Annotated in this window: 11 protein-coding genes; 9 read left to right on the forward strand and 2 right to left on the reverse strand. The window is 48.1% G+C overall.

What is annotated here, in order from left to right:
* The first annotated feature begins 225 nt into the window (after positions 1 to 225).
* The 3 genes from D7Z26_RS14260 to D7Z26_RS14270 all read left to right on the forward strand — a co-directional run bounded on the left by D7Z26_RS14260 (position 226) and on the right by D7Z26_RS14270 (position 5367).
* On the forward strand, positions 226 to 1149 hold the full coding sequence (locus D7Z26_RS14260; RefSeq protein WP_158602314.1) for an efflux RND transporter periplasmic adaptor subunit: 924 nt from the start codon (positions 226 to 228) through the stop codon (positions 1147 to 1149).
* 36 nt (positions 1150 to 1185) lie between these two features.
* Positions 1186 to 4044, forward strand: a complete 2859-nt coding sequence (locus D7Z26_RS14265; RefSeq protein WP_120977658.1) for an ABC transporter permease — start codon at positions 1186 to 1188, stop codon at positions 4042 to 4044.
* 366 nt (positions 4045 to 4410) lie between these two features.
* Complete coding sequence (locus tag D7Z26_RS14270) at positions 4411 to 5367, forward strand: sialidase family protein (RefSeq protein ID WP_158602315.1); 957 nt, start codon at positions 4411 to 4413, stop codon at positions 5365 to 5367.
* 63 nt (positions 5368 to 5430) lie between these two features.
* Here the strand turns inward: D7Z26_RS14270 and D7Z26_RS14275 are convergent, their stop codons facing one another.
* A complete protein-coding gene (locus tag D7Z26_RS14275) occupies positions 5431 to 6549 on the reverse strand; it encodes a GntR family transcriptional regulator (RefSeq protein ID WP_158602316.1) in 1119 nt (372 codons plus the stop codon).
* Between the two features lie 158 nt (positions 6550 to 6707).
* Between D7Z26_RS14275 and D7Z26_RS14280 the strand changes: the two genes are divergently transcribed.
* Positions 6708 to 8498 (forward strand): glycoside hydrolase family 2 protein, encoded by a 1791-nt coding sequence (locus D7Z26_RS14280; protein ID WP_120977661.1) that lies wholly within the window; start codon positions 6708 to 6710, stop codon positions 8496 to 8498.
* A gap of 61 nt (positions 8499 to 8559) precedes the next feature.
* Here the strand turns inward: D7Z26_RS14280 and D7Z26_RS14285 are convergent, their stop codons facing one another.
* Complete coding sequence (locus D7Z26_RS14285) at positions 8560 to 9669, reverse strand: GntR family transcriptional regulator (protein ID WP_120977662.1); 1110 nt, start codon at positions 9667 to 9669, stop codon at positions 8560 to 8562.
* Between the two features lie 201 nt (positions 9670 to 9870).
* On the opposite strand from D7Z26_RS14285, the gene D7Z26_RS14290 reads away from it, so the two are divergent.
* From D7Z26_RS14290 to D7Z26_RS14310, 5 genes are all read left to right on the forward strand, one after another.
* The gene (locus D7Z26_RS14290) at positions 9871 to 11223 is read left to right on the forward strand and encodes an ABC transporter substrate-binding protein (RefSeq protein WP_120977663.1); all 1353 of its coding nucleotides are present in this window, start codon (positions 9871 to 9873) and stop codon (positions 11221 to 11223) included.
* Positions 11224 to 11302: 79 nt separating this feature from the next.
* Positions 11303 to 12190 (forward strand): carbohydrate ABC transporter permease, encoded by an 888-nt coding sequence (locus D7Z26_RS14295; protein ID WP_120977664.1) that lies wholly within the window; start codon positions 11303 to 11305, stop codon positions 12188 to 12190.
* A gap of 31 nt (positions 12191 to 12221) precedes the next feature.
* Positions 12222 to 13052 carry a carbohydrate ABC transporter permease gene (locus D7Z26_RS14300; protein WP_233566913.1) on the forward strand — a complete coding sequence of 277 codons (831 nt, stop codon included), beginning with the start codon at positions 12222 to 12224 and terminating at the stop codon, positions 13050 to 13052.
* A gap of 18 nt (positions 13053 to 13070) precedes the next feature.
* Entirely contained in the window at positions 13071 to 15260 is a 2190-nt protein-coding gene (locus tag D7Z26_RS14305) for a sialidase family protein (protein WP_120977666.1), read from the forward strand.
* A gap of 158 nt (positions 15261 to 15418) precedes the next feature.
* Positions 15419 to 17560, forward strand: coding sequence for a family 16 glycoside hydrolase (locus tag D7Z26_RS14310; RefSeq protein WP_120977667.1), 2142 nt, complete (start codon positions 15419 to 15421; stop codon positions 17558 to 17560).
* The last annotated feature ends 23 nt before the right edge of the window (positions 17561 to 17583 follow it).

Raw genomic sequence — 17583 nt, forward strand, 5'->3', positions numbered from 1 at the left:
CGTCTCTCTTGTTGAATTTTGAAATAACGTGACTTTACCGAGCGTATAAGGAAGCCTTAGTTTTCAACGTGAGTTGAGACTAAGGCTTTCTTAATGATCAAGTATACGAATTGGAGGATGGACAAATTGTCTCTCATAATTAAGCAGGCCTCGGCTCTTGGAATAACAATTATCCTAAGCGTTGCCTTAGCAGGGTGTTCGTTCTTGCCAAAGGATGAAGGCACTTTGAAACCGCCTTTGGTGAAGCCTGCTCAAGAAAACTACAGCACCGAGAAAGTAACAAGAGGATCGATCGTGAAGTCGATCAACGCGAGCGGAACCTTCGAATCCACGGATACGGATTTGGCCCAGTTCAGGGGGCAAGGCGGCCGGTTAGGTAAAATCGTCGTGCATCCTGGCGATATTGTGAAAAAAGGGGACGTTCTGGTTCAACTCGTATTAGACGACTTGGATGTTCAATTAAAGGAACAGCAATTGACGCTAGAGCGCGCGAAATATACTTATCAGCAAGCAATCAACGCGGATAAGCAGGCCCTTAGGATCGCGGGGCTGCAGCTCGAGATCGAGCAGATCAAATACGAGAAGTTATCGAAGCAATTCAACAGTAAGCAGTTGACTTCCCATATCGACGGAGAAGTCGTGTTCAAAGAAGATCTTAAAGAAGGGGATATGGTCGAGCCTTATCAGACGTTAGTCGCAGTTGCCGATCCGTCCAAGCTTAGAGTCGCCATTAGAGTCGATAATGCCAACGATATCAAGGAGATTGATGTAGGCGTGCCCGCATCCGTGACCCTGAAGGATGACGAGGTCATGGGGAAGGTCGTCCAAACGCCTTCTTCTTCTCCGGAAACCTTAAATAAAGATTTAGCGGATAAATATGCCAAAACTTTATATATCGAAGTTTCGAAGTTGCCTGAGGGCGCCGAGATCGGTTCGATGGCGGATGTGAAAATCATTACGCAGCAGCGCGACCATGTGATCAAAATTCCGCGCAGCGGCTTGCGCTCTTACCTTGGACGGAACTTCGTAAGAATACTGGAAGAAGGCAAACGACTGCGAGAGATCGACGTCGAACCGGGGATTGTCGGATCCACTGAAGTGGAGATCATCAAAGGTTTGGAAGAAGGCCAAGTCATCGTACTTCAATAAACGATTTCGTATTCCTGGTGTTGGGGAGGCTAAGAAGTGGCCTTATTCGTCATGATCATCCGTAAAATGGTTCAAAATAAGTGGCTTATGTCCAGCATGTTTTTGGGTATTTTGATGACCGTTGCGCTTGTCGGGACGATGCCGATCTATTCGGAAGCGATATTATCCCGGATGCTGGTCAAAGATTTCGAGGCGAGTCAGAGCGAGAAGGGGGTCTACCCCGTTACTTACTGGTCCAAGATCGAATTCGCTAAAGAAACAAATGAGAAACGGACTAAAATAATCACTCAGTTGGACCGCTTCATGGCGACCGAAGCGGCTCCGGGCTTCGGGATTCCGGTTAAGGAACTCGTCCATGAGCGGAGCACGAAATACTTTAGCTTTACGCCTGCGGGCATGGCGCTAGAGACTGGAAAGTCGCAAGACACAAGCTTTCGGGCATTTAACGGGCTTGAAGATCACATTATGCTCAAGGACGGAAGAATGCCGGCCAAGCAGCCCGTTGACGGCGTTTACGAGGTGCTCGTAACCGACAAAGCTTTAGGGAATTTCAAAGCCGTATTGAATACGGTATTTCTAATAAAGGACGATAAAAATTCAAAAGCGCTTAAATTCAAGCCTGTAGGCGTGTTCACGAAAAAGGAAAATGACGACCCTTATTTTCGCAACTCGGACTTAAGCGAATTGAATTCCGCCTTCGTGATCGATGACTCGCTCTTTGCCCAAGAATTCATCGCGGGCAACCGAATTTCCGTCACGAACAGCAGTTGGTTTATCGTTCTTGACTATTCCAAGATGGAACTTAGAGACGTTGATCATTATCTCGCAACCGATACTAAGATCCGTAAGCAGGTGACGGGAACAATCGCGAGAAGCGAATTCGTCACGCCGGCATTGCCTATCATCACGGAATATTTCGAGCGAGCGAAGCGATTAAATAAGCTCATGTGGTCGCTTAACGTACCCGTAATCATCATGATCGGCTTCTATATGTTCATGGTGTCCAATTTAATCGTAAGCCGACAGAAAAACGAAATCGCCATTCTGCGCAGCAGAGGCGCCACTAGATGGCAAGTTATGCTTTCCTTTGCTATAGAGGGGGCGTTGCTATGCGTTATTGCATGGGTAGCAGGACCATTCATAGGTATGGGGCTTACGAAAGTGCTTGGTGCTTCCAACGGATTCTTGGAGTTTGTCCAGCGTTCCAAGATGCCCGTTCATCTCAACAATCAAGCTTATCTTTACGGAGGCATCGCGGCGGGAGCCTCGTTCCTTATGATGCTCATTCCCGTATTTCTGGCCACGCGAGTGTCTATTGTCGGGCACAAGCAGGAGCTTGCCCGTATGAATAGGATGCCCTTCTGGCACAAGACTTTTCTCGACTTGGCGGCTTTGGCAGTGTCCATTTATGGACTTATGACATTCAATAGCCGTCTGAAGGATTTGAAAAGCCTGGGCTTAGACAGCGACGATCTCAGGGTGGACCCGCTACAGTTCGTTATGCCGGCTTTATTCGTCCTGGGCGCGGGATTGTTGCTGCTCAGGCTGTACCCCTACGTACTTAGACTGGTTTATTGGATCGGCCGCAAATGGTGGCCCCCATCCGTGTACGCCACACTGATTCAGGTAGGGCGTTCGAACAGCCAATATCAATATTTGATGGTATTCCTTATCATGACGATCGCGATCGGCGTTTTCAGCTCGGGGGCTGCGAGGACGATAAACAATAATACGGAAGACCGGATACGTTACGGCAGCGGGGCGGATTTCGTCTTGCAAACGCAATGGCAGAACGATAAACCTCCGCTGAACGCTCCATCTACGGAATCGACGGCAACGCCTAAGATCGTTCATTACTTGGAACCTTCGTTTGATCCTTATACGAAATTACCGGGCGTGGAGCAAGCGGCCAAAGTATTCGTGAAGGAGAAGGCGACTTTCGAGAGCGGCGAGAAGACAGGCACCGCGACGCTTATCGGGGTAGACAGCGACGATTTCGGTAGAGTTTCCTGGTTTCCGAATAAGTTGCTTGATTATCCATTCTATGAATATATGAACTTAATCGCCGCGGATTCACGGGCAGTGCTTATTTCCAAGACGCTAGCGCTTCAAAAAAAGCTTAAACAAGGCGACACCATCTACGTCGGATGGGATAACGTTAGTCCGCAACCGTTCGTCGTATTTGGCATCATAGACTATTTTCCAACGTTTAACCCGAACCCTCCGATTGGCTCCGTCGATGCTTCCAAGGAGGATGCAAAGGAGAATTCGCCGATGCTGATCGTCGGCAGCCTAAGCCGCATCCAGTTTCAATTGGGGCTCGAACCTTATCAAGTATGGCTCAAGATGAAGCCTGAGTATTCCACTTCCGAACTTTACGAGGGTATCGAGAAATCGAAGATTTCGCTGATCGGAATCGTGAATACTAGGGAAAATCTAAGCAAGGCAAAGAACGACCCGTTCCTAATGGCACTAAACGGAATATTGACGCTAGGTTTTATGATTTCGATTTTGATCAGCTTTGTCGGCTTTTTGCTTTATTGGATCTTGTCGCTTAAAGGACGGGCTCTGCAGAACGGGATCTTAAGGGCCATCGGCTTATCGCTTCGTCAACTGATCGGAATGTTGGCGATCGAGCAGCTTCTGACCTCGGGAGTCGCCATCTTGATCGGCGTTGCGATCGGGAACACGGCGAGCCGATTGTTCGTTCCGAACTTTCAGATCGTCTTTAACCCGGCCAGCCTGGTCCCGCCTTTCCGGGTTATGTTCGATGCCGTGGATTTCATCCGTCTCTATTCGATTGTCGTTTTCATGCTGCTGTTGGGACTGGGCATACTGTCGGTCATGCTCTCGCGCATTCGCGTCCACCAAACGCTGAAACTAGGGGAGGATTAAGCGATGATTCATTACGAAGGGATTCACAGAATTACCTAAGTAGTAACTTCATAATCAGTATAAGCTTAGTATATAACCCTCTACGATCAGTGACTAAAATGAATATGAATACACAATCAAGTCATAAATCGGAGGCGTATGTCGTTGCAAAGGAAACAGATTCATCTTGTAATCCTGTCGGTACTTATCTCAATTATACTTTTAACCGCTTGTCGTGCAGCCGATCATCCACCGGAACGCTTCAACATCGAGTGGGAAGAGAAGACCGTAGTCGTGAATGATGATCCGCTGTTCGATAGTGCTTCCGTGGATGCGCGCAATATTCCTCCGGGGAGTTTTGGGTCCGAGTATGCTAGGATGACCCGGTTGTCGAAAAAAGAATGGATGATCGTCTACACGGTTTATCGCAATCAAGGATACTTCCAGGATGAAAAAGGCGGGACGTCGCTTGAAGTGGCGATAAGCAACGACAACGGGAGAAGCTGGACTGCTTTATCGACGATAAGCGACCCGGGCAGGGATTTAGACAATGGACAAATACTCAAGCTAAAGAACGGAGATTTGCTTCTTGCATGCCGATCCGTTCGGTGGCAGGAATCCTACCGATTACCGGTGTTCAAAAGTTCGGATAAGGGAAGTACTTGGGAAAAAGTTAGCGAAATCGATCGAAACGAGGGTACGTCTGGGAGTCTGGGCAATCCCGATAAGGGTCTGTATGAGCCGTATTTTCAACTATTGGATAAAGGAGATATAGCGGTCTTTTACGCAAATGAAAAACATGTAACGGAAACCCCTTCGTTTAGCCAAACGATTTCGGAAAAGGTTTCGAAAGATAACGGGAAATCCTGGGGGGAGGAGAGGTTTGTCGCTTGGGCTCCGGACGATCCCGAGGCAAGACCGGGAATGTCGATCGCTACCCCCATGAAGAACGGTAAGATCATGGTCGCGTATGAAGTCTGCGGCACTAACAATTGCGAGATCTATCAGAAAACATCGGATGACGGTTTAAAATGGGAACCCGGAATAGGCACGCAGGTACCCTTTCAAGCCGGGGGGCCTTATGTAACCTCTCTGAAAGACGGCAGTTTGATTCTGACATCCAATGCGAATGATGTTTCAATCAGTATTGATAATGGAGCAAGCTGGGAACTGAATCCCGTTGCCCCGTGGAACGGAACTTTCCCGCAATACATTTGGGCAAGCCTTTATCAGACCGGGACGGACGAAATTGCAGCAGTTACCTCAACCCCGCGCGAGGCAGGCGGGCATCGAGTCGAAATTCGCTTTGGACGGATTTCGAAACTTCCTTCCCCAACGCAATAAAAAAAGCAACCCTTATCCATTCGCCGTGAGGATAAAGGTTGCTTTTCATTTCTGGCTTTTCTCTTATAACCCTTCCGGAGAAGGATAGCGAACATCCCGTATGAAGGTTACGGGAATGATTTCGCGTCGAGGCGCGTAGGTGCCTTCCATCTGTTGAATGATCATTTCGACAGTCTTATCCGCGATCGCCGGGATGTTCTGTTCAATGTACGGGACGAAGGGCAGCTTGGGGTCGTCGAAGGAGACGAGCGTCATGTCATCCGGGATCCGCTTGCCGATTTCATAAACGGAAGCGTAAACGAGACGAGCGAGAACCGTATCGATTGTGATGACCGCGGTAATCTGAGGATAAGTCCGGAGAAACGACTTGATTCTCTCTTTGAGCGCTTCGTCGTCCAGTTTGGTATTTCGTTTGAGGTAAAGCCAATACTTTTTGTCGATAGATAGCGCCCGTTCAAGGAAAACCTTCTCGAAGCCGGCCTCGCGCTCTCGCGTATTGGAGTTGGAGTCTGCTTGCGTAATTAGCGCGATGTGCTCGTGCCCGGCGCTGAGCAAGTAGTCGACAACATCCATCGTTCCATTGAAATTGTCCGAGGTGACGCTGCTGTTCGTAATGCTGGGCAAATAACGGTCGACTAAAACATGGGGAAATCGATTGAGGGACAACTTCAAAATTTCCTCGTTATAATTTTCGTCTATAACGGGGAAAACGATAAAACCTCGCACGCCGAACAAATGAAACATCCGAATCGCTTCGACTTCTTTTTCCATAATATCTTCGGTTACCCGGATAAGCGTTTGATACCCTTTCACATGAAGGCGGGATTGCACTTGGAAAAAAAGCATGCTTTCTATCGGCATCGTAATAGACGGGAAAATAATGCCGACGATGCCGTTGAAGCCGGAGTGGATGGAGTGCAAAATATCCGTGCCGTTTCGCCCCGCGACAAATGTGCCTTTGCCTTTAAGCCGAATGACGAGGTTCTCGTCGCTCATCAAAGATAGGGCCTGTTTGGAGGTAATTTGGCTGACGTTAAAATAACTCGCGATTTCCTTCTCGGAAGGTACGCGATCGCCGGGGCGAAGCTTGCCGGACATAATTTGCTCCCTCAAATGGAAGGCGATCTGCTTATACAAAGGGGTCGATTTGTCGTTTGCCAACGAGAATTTCTTGTCGCTCATAGGAGCCATCTCCCACAATAAATATACTAAGTTAATTTGTTAGTACAATCATATCGGTGAAATGAAGGCGTTGTCAAAGCTTTAATTTTAGCGGCTAACACAAAAATATACTAAGAATAGTATATTATATTTTGATTAATCTCATTAAGATGTAACGTATGAAGAAAACGCATTCTTGGAGTGGAGGTTCGCATTTGAAACAGACAGCGATTAGAGCAGAATACCCGAGGCCTCAATTTGTTCGATCGGATTGGTTGAGTTTGAATGGGGAATGGGATTTCGACTACGACGATAACAATGTCGGAATGAATGAAGGTTGGCACAACGAGCATCCGTATTCGAAGAAAATCGTTGTTCCGTTCTGTTACCAAAGCAAGCTGAGCGGAATCGGGGAGACGGCCTTCCATGATATCGTCTGGTATCGCAGAACTTTCGAGATGCCCGATCGTTGGGAGAGGCGCCGACTTATCTTGCATTTTGGAGCAGTTGATTATAGCGCCTCCGTATGGGTGAATGGCGTGCTTGTGGCCCAACATGAGGGGGGACATACGCCGTTTTCGGCGGATATTGGATTGGCGTTGCGGGAAGGAGTCAACGAAATCGTCGTTCGTGCCGAAGATTATAGCCGCGATATGATGTTGCCTCGCGGAAAGCAGTATTGGAAAGAAAAAAGCGAAATTATCTTCTATACAAGAACGACGGGCATTTGGCAATCGGTTTGGTTGGAAGCGGTGGCGGCAACTTATTTGGAACGAGTGAAGTTCGATCCGGACATTGATCGCAACGAAATTAAAATGCATTATTTTATTGCCGGCTTAGATGCAATGAAGGATAACGTGACGCAACTTACGAGAATTACGTTCGGCGAAGAGGTGGTCGCGGAAGAGGAGCATCGGGTCACTCATTCTAACTTCACGAGAACGATCGCTTTACATGATTACAATGATCACGGACTTGGCCGCTGGTGGTCACCGGAACATCCCAACCTGTATAACGTCGAGTTTATGCTGAAAGTGGATGGGCAAATCGTCGATCGCGTAACAAGCTATTTCGGCATGCGTAAAATATCCGTCGAACACGGTAAGCTATGTCTGAACAATAGGCCCTATTATATGAGACTCGTGCTGGATCAAGGCTATTTTCCTGAAGGGATACTGACAGCTCCAAGCTTCGAATCCTTGAAGGCGGACGTAGAGTTGACCAAAGCGATGGGCTTTAATGGCACGCGTAAACATCAGAAGATCGAAGATCCGCTCTTTCTCTATTTGTGCGATACGCTAGGATTGCTCGTATGGGGCGAAATGGCCAATGCCTATGCGTATTCCGAACAGTATGTAGAAAGGATTACGCAGGAATGGCAGGAAGCCATCCGCCGCGACTATAATCATCCTTGCGTCGTTGTCTGGGTGCCGATCAACGAGAGCTGGGGCGTTCCCAATATTTTAATAGATAAGCAGCAACAACATCACGCAATGTCTATGTATCATTTGACAAAATCGCTGGATGCGAGCAGACCCGTCATTTCGAACGACGGATGGGAGCATGTCAAATCCGATCTCTATACCGTTCATGATTACGAGTGGAGAGAAAGCGTTCTTCTGCAACGGTATGCCGCAATCGAAGGGGCAATAGATGCTCCCCAAAAAAGGGAAATGCATGTTGGAGGTTATGCTTACGACGGAGAACCCGTTCTCGTAACCGAATTTGGCGGCATTGCCTTTAGGCGCAGCGAATGGGAAGGCTGGGGGTATTCCGGGGCAACCAGCGAGGAAGATTTCGAGAAGCGGCTTAGGGCTGTCTTCGGCGCGCTGCAAAGTTCGCCGCTCGTACAGGGCTTCTGTTATACGCAGATCACGGACGTGGAACAAGAAATTAATGGCTTGTTAACCTATGACCGAAAGCCGAAGCTACCGTTGGAGACGATTCGTTCGATTGTGCTCGGGCAATAAGCCATTCCATAGGTTGTCCTGGTATATAAAATCAGGACAACCTTCTATTTAAGGGAGGCATCTAAAGGTAAGAAACGCCATCCGCATCGCGTAGATCCCTTGGAAGCGGGTAGGTGACGTCCTCGACAAGACGAACCGGCACGGTGACGCGCTCTACTTGGTAGGTAGACTCCATCTGACGAATCAAGATATCGACGGCATGATTCGCAATGCTTTCAATATTCTGCTTGATGAAGGGGACGAACGGCAATTTCGGATCATCGTAAGAAACGAGTTTTATTTTGTCCGGGATCGTACGGCCGATTTGCTGTAAAACGCCATAGGCAAGCGTAGCGATAACGGCATCTATGGCGACGACGGCATCCATCTCGGGATGCGTTTCGAAGAACCGTTTCAACCGAGCAATCGTTTCTTTATCGTTTCTGCCTTTACCCGCGAAAAACCAAAATTTTTTGTCGATGGGGAGCTCGCGATCCGTGAAAGCTTTCTCGAATCCGGCGATGCGTTCATGCGCATTAGAGTTCGTAGCTTGCTGCGTTAGAAATCCGATATTTTTGTGCCCTGCATCGAGCAATCCGTGAATCATCTTCACCGTACCCACAATATTATCCGAAGCGACGCTACTGCTCGTTATACTCGGAAAATAACGATCCACGAGCACGTGCGGAAACTTATTTAACGACAGTCTCAAAATTTCCTCGTTGTAACTTTCATCGATAGCCGGAAAAATAAGATATCCTCTGACGCCAAAAAGCCCGAACATCCGAATGGCTTCCATTTCCTTTTGCATAGTGTCGTCCGTTACGCGTATGAGCGTTTGATACCCTCTTTCGTGGAGCAACGTTTGAATGAAGTAGAACAGCAAACTTTCTATCGGCATATGAATCGAGGGGAAAATGATGCCAACGATTCCCTTTAAGCCGGATTGTATGGAGTGGAGCAGATCGGTGTCGCTTCGTCCGGCAACGAATGTTCCTTTTCCTTTAATACGAATAACCATATTCGCATCGGCCAAAGCGGCGAGAGCCTGTTTCGAGGTAATTTGGCTGACTTTGAAATATTGAGACAATTCTTTCTCCGATGGAACTCTGTCGCCCGGGCGAAGCTTTCCGGATAAGATTTGTTCCTGAAGATATTGCTGTATTTGCCTATATAAAGGCTTGGCGCTCATGAAACGATTCCTCCAAATTTATGTACTAAGATATACTAATTATAACATGACACTAATAGATGTGGTTATGCTTAGTTAAAGTGATCTTAAAGGGATAACAACAATTTTCATACTAAGCTTATTATAGAATGAGGCTACCCTGCGCTTTATACTTAAAGTGTAAGTAAGCGATTACAATAAATAAACAGGAGGGTTAATTTCATGCAAAAATGGAAACGAGGCAGTTGGCTAGTTGCAATGTGCGCCACGCTGCTGCTAGCATCCGCGTGCGGTAACAACGGCAATTCTACCAATAATGCTAGTCAATCGGCCGGCAACGCGGAATCGAGTGCGCCAAGCAGCGCAAGCGCGTCGACGCAAACGGAGTCCGAAGCACCTGAAGGTAAGGTCACCATTACGTACTGGAACGGATTTTCCGGCTCTGATCGCCCGGTTTTAGAAGCGCTTATCAAGAAGTTTAACAGCTCGCAGGACCAGGTTGAAGTGAAGATGGAGATCATGAGCTGGGACGTTCTTTATCAAAAGCTAACGACCTCGTCCGCTTCCGGGCAAGGGCCCGACTTTATCGCGTTCGGTCCGGAAAATATCGCCAAATACTATGATCTTGGCGTAATCGCTCCCGTAGACGACTTCTACTCTAATAGTATGATCGATACCACGTTGCTACCGAAAGGGTACGATCAACTGTTGCATTATAAAGACCACTTCGTCGGATTTCCGATGAACTACTTCGCTCACGCGCTGTATTACAACAAAGACATGGTGAAAAACGCCGGACTTGATCCGGAAAAACCGCCGACCACTTGGGATGAAATGGCAGACTGGGCGGTTAAAATGACGGATTCGAAAAAAGGGCAGTACGGCATGACTCTTCCGTCCGGATGGGTATATATTCCGCAGCTGATGTGGGCTAACGGAGGCGACGTGATCGATTACCAAACCAAAACTTCCATGATTAATAAGCCTGAAGCCGTAGCGGCGGTCAAATATTGGACGGATCTTGTGCTGAACAAAAAAGTCGCGCCGGCACCGAACAGCGATAATCTGAAGATGTTTGCTTCCGGTAAACTGGGCATGATGTTCGATGGTCCTTGGATGTCTCCGCAGTTCAAGGCGGCTAAGGTTAATTACGGCGTGGCTCTTATGCCTGCCGGTCCTGCAAGACAAGTGACTTTCGGTGCCGGGTTGTCGATGCATTTGACGAGCAAAGGCGCGAAAGACGAGAAAATCAAAAACGCCGTCTATAAATTCGCGCAATGGTGGTTCGAAAAGGATACGCAAAAAGAATGGGCGATCAAAATCGGATTCCCGCCGATCCGTACGGATCTTGCGAGCGATCCTGAAATTATCGAAGAAAATCCGGATTTGAAAATATTCATGGAATCGGCCAACATCGGTCAACCGTGGCTGGTCGGCATCGTGAATTCCGGTAAAATTCTATCCGAAGTATTCCAGAAGTATTTCGATCAAATTTTAATGAAGAAAGCGGATATTCAAAGCACGCTTGATCAGGCATCGGCCGATCTCGATAAAATACTGGCTACGGAACGATAATCGACTCGCAATTGAAGGAAGGGAAGTCCGAGAGTCAATCTCGGATTTCCCGCTTCCTTATTTGAGAAAGGAGACATCTATGAAATGGAAGGCATTGGCTTGGAATAAGTCTGCCGTCGGTTATTTGTTCATCTTGCCTAGCGTGGCCGTCATGACTCTTTTTGTCATTGTGCCGCTTTTGTTTTCACTGCTCTCGAGCCTATACAGCTTCGATATCATGCTTCAAAACTTCAAGTTTATCGGCTTGGATAACTTCCATACGGTTCTTGACGACGATCGTTTTTGGAACAGTCTAAAGAATACGGTCTACTTCGTTTGCGGAAACGTTCCTTTGCAAATCGTGATCAGTATTTTGGTTGCCGTTGCGATCAATAAGAAATCCCGGCTTAATATCGTTTTTCGTACCGTCTACTTTCTTCCCGTGGTTTGCTCGATGACGATCGTAGCCATGGCGATTCAAATGATGTTCGATTTCAACATCGGTATCGTTCCGGCGCTTTTGCGCGAGTGGGGACTGCCGGTCGTCGACGTGTTTAACGATCCGACATGGGCGATGCCGGCAATCATTCTAATCAGCGTCTACAAAAGCTTTGGATTTACGATGATTATTTTGCTTGCTGCGCTACAAGGCGTACCGGAAAGCTTATACGAGGCGGCTGAGATCGACGGGGCAGGCAGAGCGGCCACCTTCTTCCGCATTACGCTTCCGTCCATCGCGCCATCCATCGCGTTCGTCGTCATCACCTCCATCATCGGCTCGTTTCAGGTGTTTGATCAGGTCTATGTCACGACTAAGGGCGGACCCATGTTTAAGACGGAAACGATCGTACAGTATGTCTACGATAAAGCTTTCGTAACGAACGAGATGGGGCCGGCCATTGCAAGCGCCATTTTGCTTTTCATCATTATCCTTATTGTCACGTTGGCTAACCTGCGTATTGGACGGAAGTCCGAGCAAAATTTCTGATGATGGAGGTAACAATGAAGTGGAATCCGCGATGAATCGACGACAAAGCGTCGACCTTGGCCGTTGGATAATCGGGTTGCTCTTGATTGTTCTTGCGGTGGCCACGATATTTCCGTTTATTTGGATGGCGAGCACATCAGTCAAGCCAATGGGGGAAGTTCTGGGATCGCCGGAACGCTTGCTGCCCGTAACTTATGATTTCAGCACTTACACGAAAATATGGTCGGAAGTTCCTTTCGGCCGGTATTTCCTGAATTCTCTGGTGTTCTCATGCTCCGTGGTTGCCATTGCCCTATTTCTGAATTCAATGGCCGGTTACGCTTTTGCCAGACTGCAATTTAAGGGAAGAAATTTGCTGTTTATTCTCATCCTTTGCACCATGATGATCCCGTTCCAAGTTACGATGACGCCGTTGTTCCTGATCATCTATAAGCTGGGGATGATCGACACTTACCAAGGGTTAATTATTCCCAGGGCAGCGGATGCTTTCGGAATCTTCATGATGCGTCAATTTTTCCTCACGCTTCCCAAAGATCTGGAGGAGTCGGGAAGAATAGATGGCGCTAGCGAATTTCGGATTTATTTTAGAATCATGTTGCCGCTTTGCAAGCCGGCTTTCGTTACGCTCGGCGTATTTATATTCATGGGTAACTGGAACGATTTGCTGTACCCTCTGTTGCTGACGAATTCAGAGCAGTTTCGGCCGATTCAGGCGGCAATCGCCTTGTTCGCCGGAAAGTACGGAACCGATTACAGTTTTGTGCTTACAGGGTTGTTGCTTGCGTCCGTTCCAACGCTTGCGGCTTATTTATTCGCGCAACGATTCTTTGTCAGCGGAATCGCCATGACCGGCATCAAGTAGTATATCGGAGGGATTAGTTTGGCGGACATTTGGTCCAGAGAAAGAGCTTGGAACTGGTATCGGGAACGCGGATGGATCGTAGGATGCAACTACATTCCGAGTAATTGCTTGGGAATCCTTGAGATTTGGCAAGCCTATAACCACGATAAAGTTCGGAAAACAATGGAGAAAGAATTAGCGCTCGCCGCATATACCGGCATCAACAGCGTGCGTATGCTTCTTCCGTACGAGGTATGGAAGTACGAGCATGAGGGCTTTATGGCGCGTTTTGACGCCTTTCTGGATCTGATCGAAGCATATGGCATCTCGTTGATGCCGATTTTTTTCGACGACTGCGGAAGAAGGCCAATCGAGCATGCATCCGTTAAACCGCGTTTCGGTAAGCAACCCGAGCCGGTGCCTGGCTATCACGGAGGTTTTCCGCCGAGAAGTCAAGAACAGTCAATCGACCCGAGTTATCATATGGCGGACAATCGGGACAATTGGCCGGATATGGAGCGGTTCGTTAAAGAACTGGTAGGCAAGTATCGTAACGACAAAAGAATTCTTGCGTGGGACATCTGGAATGAGCCGGGCAATTCCGGGTCGGACGGACATGGCAATGTGAACAAGAGTATGGATGCGATGGAAGCGGCCTTCGCTTGGGCACGCGAAATGGACCCTGTTCAGCCATTGACGGCAGGGCCGTGGGACTTTTACCACGATTACTTTGATCGATGCCGTCCGGGCGAATTGACTCCTATCGAGGAGCGGGCAGTAGCGTTGTCAGATGTCGTATCCTTCCATTATTACGGTCCGATCGAGCTCTCCGTACAACTGATCGAGGCTTTCAAAGTATACGGACGGCCTCTGTTCATAACCGAATGGCTGCATCGGCCGTTTAAAAACGAAGTAAAAGACCATTTGCCACTTTATCGCAAGGAAGGTATCGCATGCTTCCATTGGGGGCTTGTCAACGGAAAAACGCAGACGCATGAGCCTTGGGATTGGATCCAGCATATGGATTTGGATTTTAGCTCCTGGCAACACGATCTCTATCATCGGGACGGAAGCCCTTATCGGCATGATGAAATCGAGATATTTCGAATTTTGACCGGCAAACATAACCATTTGAATGGAGATGACGCTATGAGTGCAAAAGGAACGATTTCTGCAAAATGGGAAAAGCCCGTGCTGATTCATGAGCTTCCTGCCTTTGAAGATCTGGGTCTTGACGCACGTTATTCGCATCCCGGAAAATTCGGTTCCCAGTATGGGCGAATGGTCTTATTACGGGATGGATCATGGCTGACCGTATATACGATTTACGACAATAACGGTTATACGTATGAAGCAAGCGGCGGCAACAAGCTGGAGTTTGCAATCAGTCATGATAAAGGAAATTCGTGGGAGCGACTGTCCGAACTCGGTCATCCTTCGAGGGATTTAGATAATGGACAGCTTATCGAACTCGACAATGGAGACTTATTGCTGAGCTGCCGTTCCGTGCGATGGCATGAATCTTATCAATTGCACGTGTATAAAAGCACGGATGGAGGCCGTACTTGGGCATTCTGGTCGACGATCGACGAAATGAACGGTTCGCCGGGGAGTCTAGGCAATCCGGATAAAGGAGTCTATGAACCGCATTTCTATCGCTTAGACGATGGTCGCCTTTCCGTTATGTACGCCAACGAGAAACACGTCATTGAGCCGCCCTACTACAGCCAAATCATTTCGCAAAAAATATCCGAAGACGACGGTAGAACTTGGGGCGAAGAAATTTGGGTGGCATGGGATCCCACGAGTCCTCATCTCCGCCCGGGGATGTCCGTATGGACAAGATTGCAAGACGGCCGCTATATCGTCGTCTTCGAAGTGGTACATCTTGTCATGTATCAATGCGTGTCTGCGGCTATCTTCTATAAAATTTCGAACGATGGCATTCACTGGGAAGCAGGTAACGGTACGATCATTCCCGCGCAGCACGGCGGGCCTTATTTTGAACAATTACAAGACGGCACCTGGATGGTGACTTCGAATTCGGGACAAATTTCCGTCAGCCGGGACGAAGGGGAGTCCTGGTACACGGTTGAATCGTTGCCTTTTACAAGTCATCTATGGCCAAGCCTTTATGCGTTGGACGACAATCGGTTCCTCTTGTTGAATTCGGCAGCCCGCCCTAATGAAGGACATAACATTCAGATGTGTATCGGACAACTTGAATAAGAGAAGCAACGAGCCCGCAACCGATCGAGGTTGCGGGCTCGTTTTTTGTTGTACGGATTTACGGGGAGTCATCCAATTAACCTAAGCTTAGTCTATATCCTGTATGTAAGCGTAACTAAAATAATAAATGTAAGCGAATATAAAAGGAGGATTCAATGATGAGGAAACTTGCAATGACAATGCTGACGTTGGCGATATGGCTAGTGCTTTGTTCCGGAATGGTTTCGGCGGCTGGCGGACCGGCAACCTCTACTAGCACCGTTACGGTAAATAACATATCCGCGTTCACGGATGCCGGAACCGATGCCAGAGGAATATCTCCGGGCACCTTCGGTTCCCAGTATGGTCGAATGCTACGTTTAACAAACGGCGATTGGTTGGCAGCCTATACGATTTACGACAATAACGGCTATACGCGCGATGCTAACGGAGGCACGAGACTACGCGTTTCGAAAAGCACGAATAATGGCGCAACTTGGACCGTTGTATCCAATATCTCGGATCCCGGAAGGGATCTCGATAACGCGCAAATGGTGCAAATGCCGAACGGCGATGTTTTGTTGGCCGCCCGATCGGTACGTTGGCAGGAATCCTATAAATTATATGTATACAAAAGTACAAATCTTGGAGCAAACTGGTCCTATTTGAGCACCATCGATCAGAATAACGGAACGCCTGGAAGTCTCGGTAATCCGGACAAAGGCGTATACGAACCTCATATGGGCTTTCTTGCGGACGGGCGTCTAGCCGTATTTTACGCTAACGAAAAGCACGTTACGGAATCGCCATCGTACAGCCAAATCATATCGGAAAAAATTTCCTCGGATGGGGGCGCAACCTGGGGAAGTGAAATATACGCTGCCTGGGATCCGTCCAACTCGTCGGCCCGTCCGGGGATGCCGGTGTGGACCAAGATGGCAAACGGAAAATATATTTTAGCTTTGGAAGTGTGCGGTACGCAGGGCTGCAACATTTTTAGTAAAACTTCAAATGACGGTTACACATGGTCAAGCGGAATCGGAACTCAGGTCCCGGATCAATTAGGCGCTCCGTATGTCCTTTCCATGAGTGATGGCAGACTAGCGATCGTATCTAATGTAAACACCCTCTCTTTTAGCAATGATTACGGAACGACTTGGTATAAAAACGATACCTTCCCGTGGGCAAGCAGCTTGTGGGCTAGCGTATATCAGACGGGACCCAACGAAATCGCGATTATGAACTCCGCTTCGCGGGCAGGGGGCGGAAATAACATTCAACTCGCCTTTATGAACGTGAAGAGTACGTTCTCGTATGACTTCAATGATGGCAACGATGCCGGTTGGAGCAAATACGGCGGTACTTGGACGGTTTCCGGCGGTGCCTACACCGTTTCTTCAAGCAGCGGAGATAAGTCGATCGTGGACCCTTACGTATCGCTCGTTAATTACAGCGTTGAAGCCGACGTGAAGCTAAATAACGCGGGGCAAGCGAGTATCATTTTTAGCGCAGCCTCGCCGAGCGCCGGAGCGGACAATTTTATCGGATATGCGGCAGGCATTGATTCCGGCGGTTCGGTATGGCTCGGTAAGTTTAACAATAACTTTACTTCCCTTGGCAGCGCGTCCGCCACGATTTCAACGGGAACCAATTATAAGCTCAAAATCGTAAAAACAAACGGACGAATTCAAGTTTTCCGCGACGGGGTGCTGAAGTTGGATCAGACCGACACCTCTTATTCCAAAGGAACAATCGGTCTTCGCGGGGGATTCGGGAATAGCGCGACTTTCGATAACGTTGTCGTAACGCCTTTCCTTTACGCGAACGATTTCAGCAGCGCGACGAATCCCGGTTGGACGAATTACGAAGGAACATGGAGCTTTTCCGGGGGAACGTACAACATGACGTCCGGCAGCGCCCCTAAATCCATACTTAGTCCGCTGGTTAATAACGAGTCCTATACGCTTCAAGCCGATGTTCGAATTAACGGGACCGGACAAGGAAGCCTGCTTTGGAACGTACAAAATCCGGGAAATGGTGCAGATACATTCAAAGGATACGGCGCGGGAATCGATACGGGAGGCACCGTATTGCTTGGAAGGTTCAATAACTCTTATACGCAACTAGGCAGCGCTTCGAATACGATTGCGTCTAACGTTTGGTACAACTTAAAGGTCGTCATTACAGGAAATCGAATGCAAGTTTACGTCAACAATGCATTGAAGATCGATGTGTCTGACTCCACTTACAAAAATGGCGCGATCGGTGTTCGTGGAGGATTCAGTAATAATGTAAGTTTCGATAACCTAATCGCTTATTAATGTGCTAGTGCTTGTTTACGGGT

It is taken from the genome of Cohnella endophytica (assembly GCF_003628305.1).
GTDB lineage: Bacteria > Bacillota > Bacilli > Paenibacillales > Paenibacillaceae > Cohnella > Cohnella endophytica.

Excerpts from the sequence above, each read along its gene's own strand:
- D7Z26_RS14285 (WP_120977662.1), bottom strand. The coding sequence starts at position 9,669 with ATGAGCGCCAAGCCTTTATATAGGCAAATACAGCAATATCTTCAGGAA.
- D7Z26_RS14280 (WP_120977661.1), top strand. The coding sequence starts at position 6,708 with ATGAAGAAAACGCATTCTTGGAGTGGAGGTTCGCATTTGAAACAGACA.
- D7Z26_RS14300 (WP_233566913.1), top strand. The coding sequence starts at position 12,222 with ATGAATCGACGACAAAGCGTCGACCTTGGCCGTTGGATAATCGGGTTG.
- D7Z26_RS14310 (WP_120977667.1), top strand. The coding sequence starts at position 15,419 with ATGAGGAAACTTGCAATGACAATGCTGACGTTGGCGATATGGCTAGTG.
- D7Z26_RS14290 (WP_120977663.1), top strand. The coding sequence starts at position 9,871 with ATGCAAAAATGGAAACGAGGCAGTTGGCTAGTTGCAATGTGCGCCACG.
- D7Z26_RS14295 (WP_120977664.1), top strand. The coding sequence starts at position 11,303 with ATGAAATGGAAGGCATTGGCTTGGAATAAGTCTGCCGTCGGTTATTTG.
- D7Z26_RS14275 (WP_158602316.1), bottom strand. The coding sequence starts at position 6,549 with ATGAGCGACAAGAAATTCTCGTTGGCAAACGACAAATCGACCCCTTTG.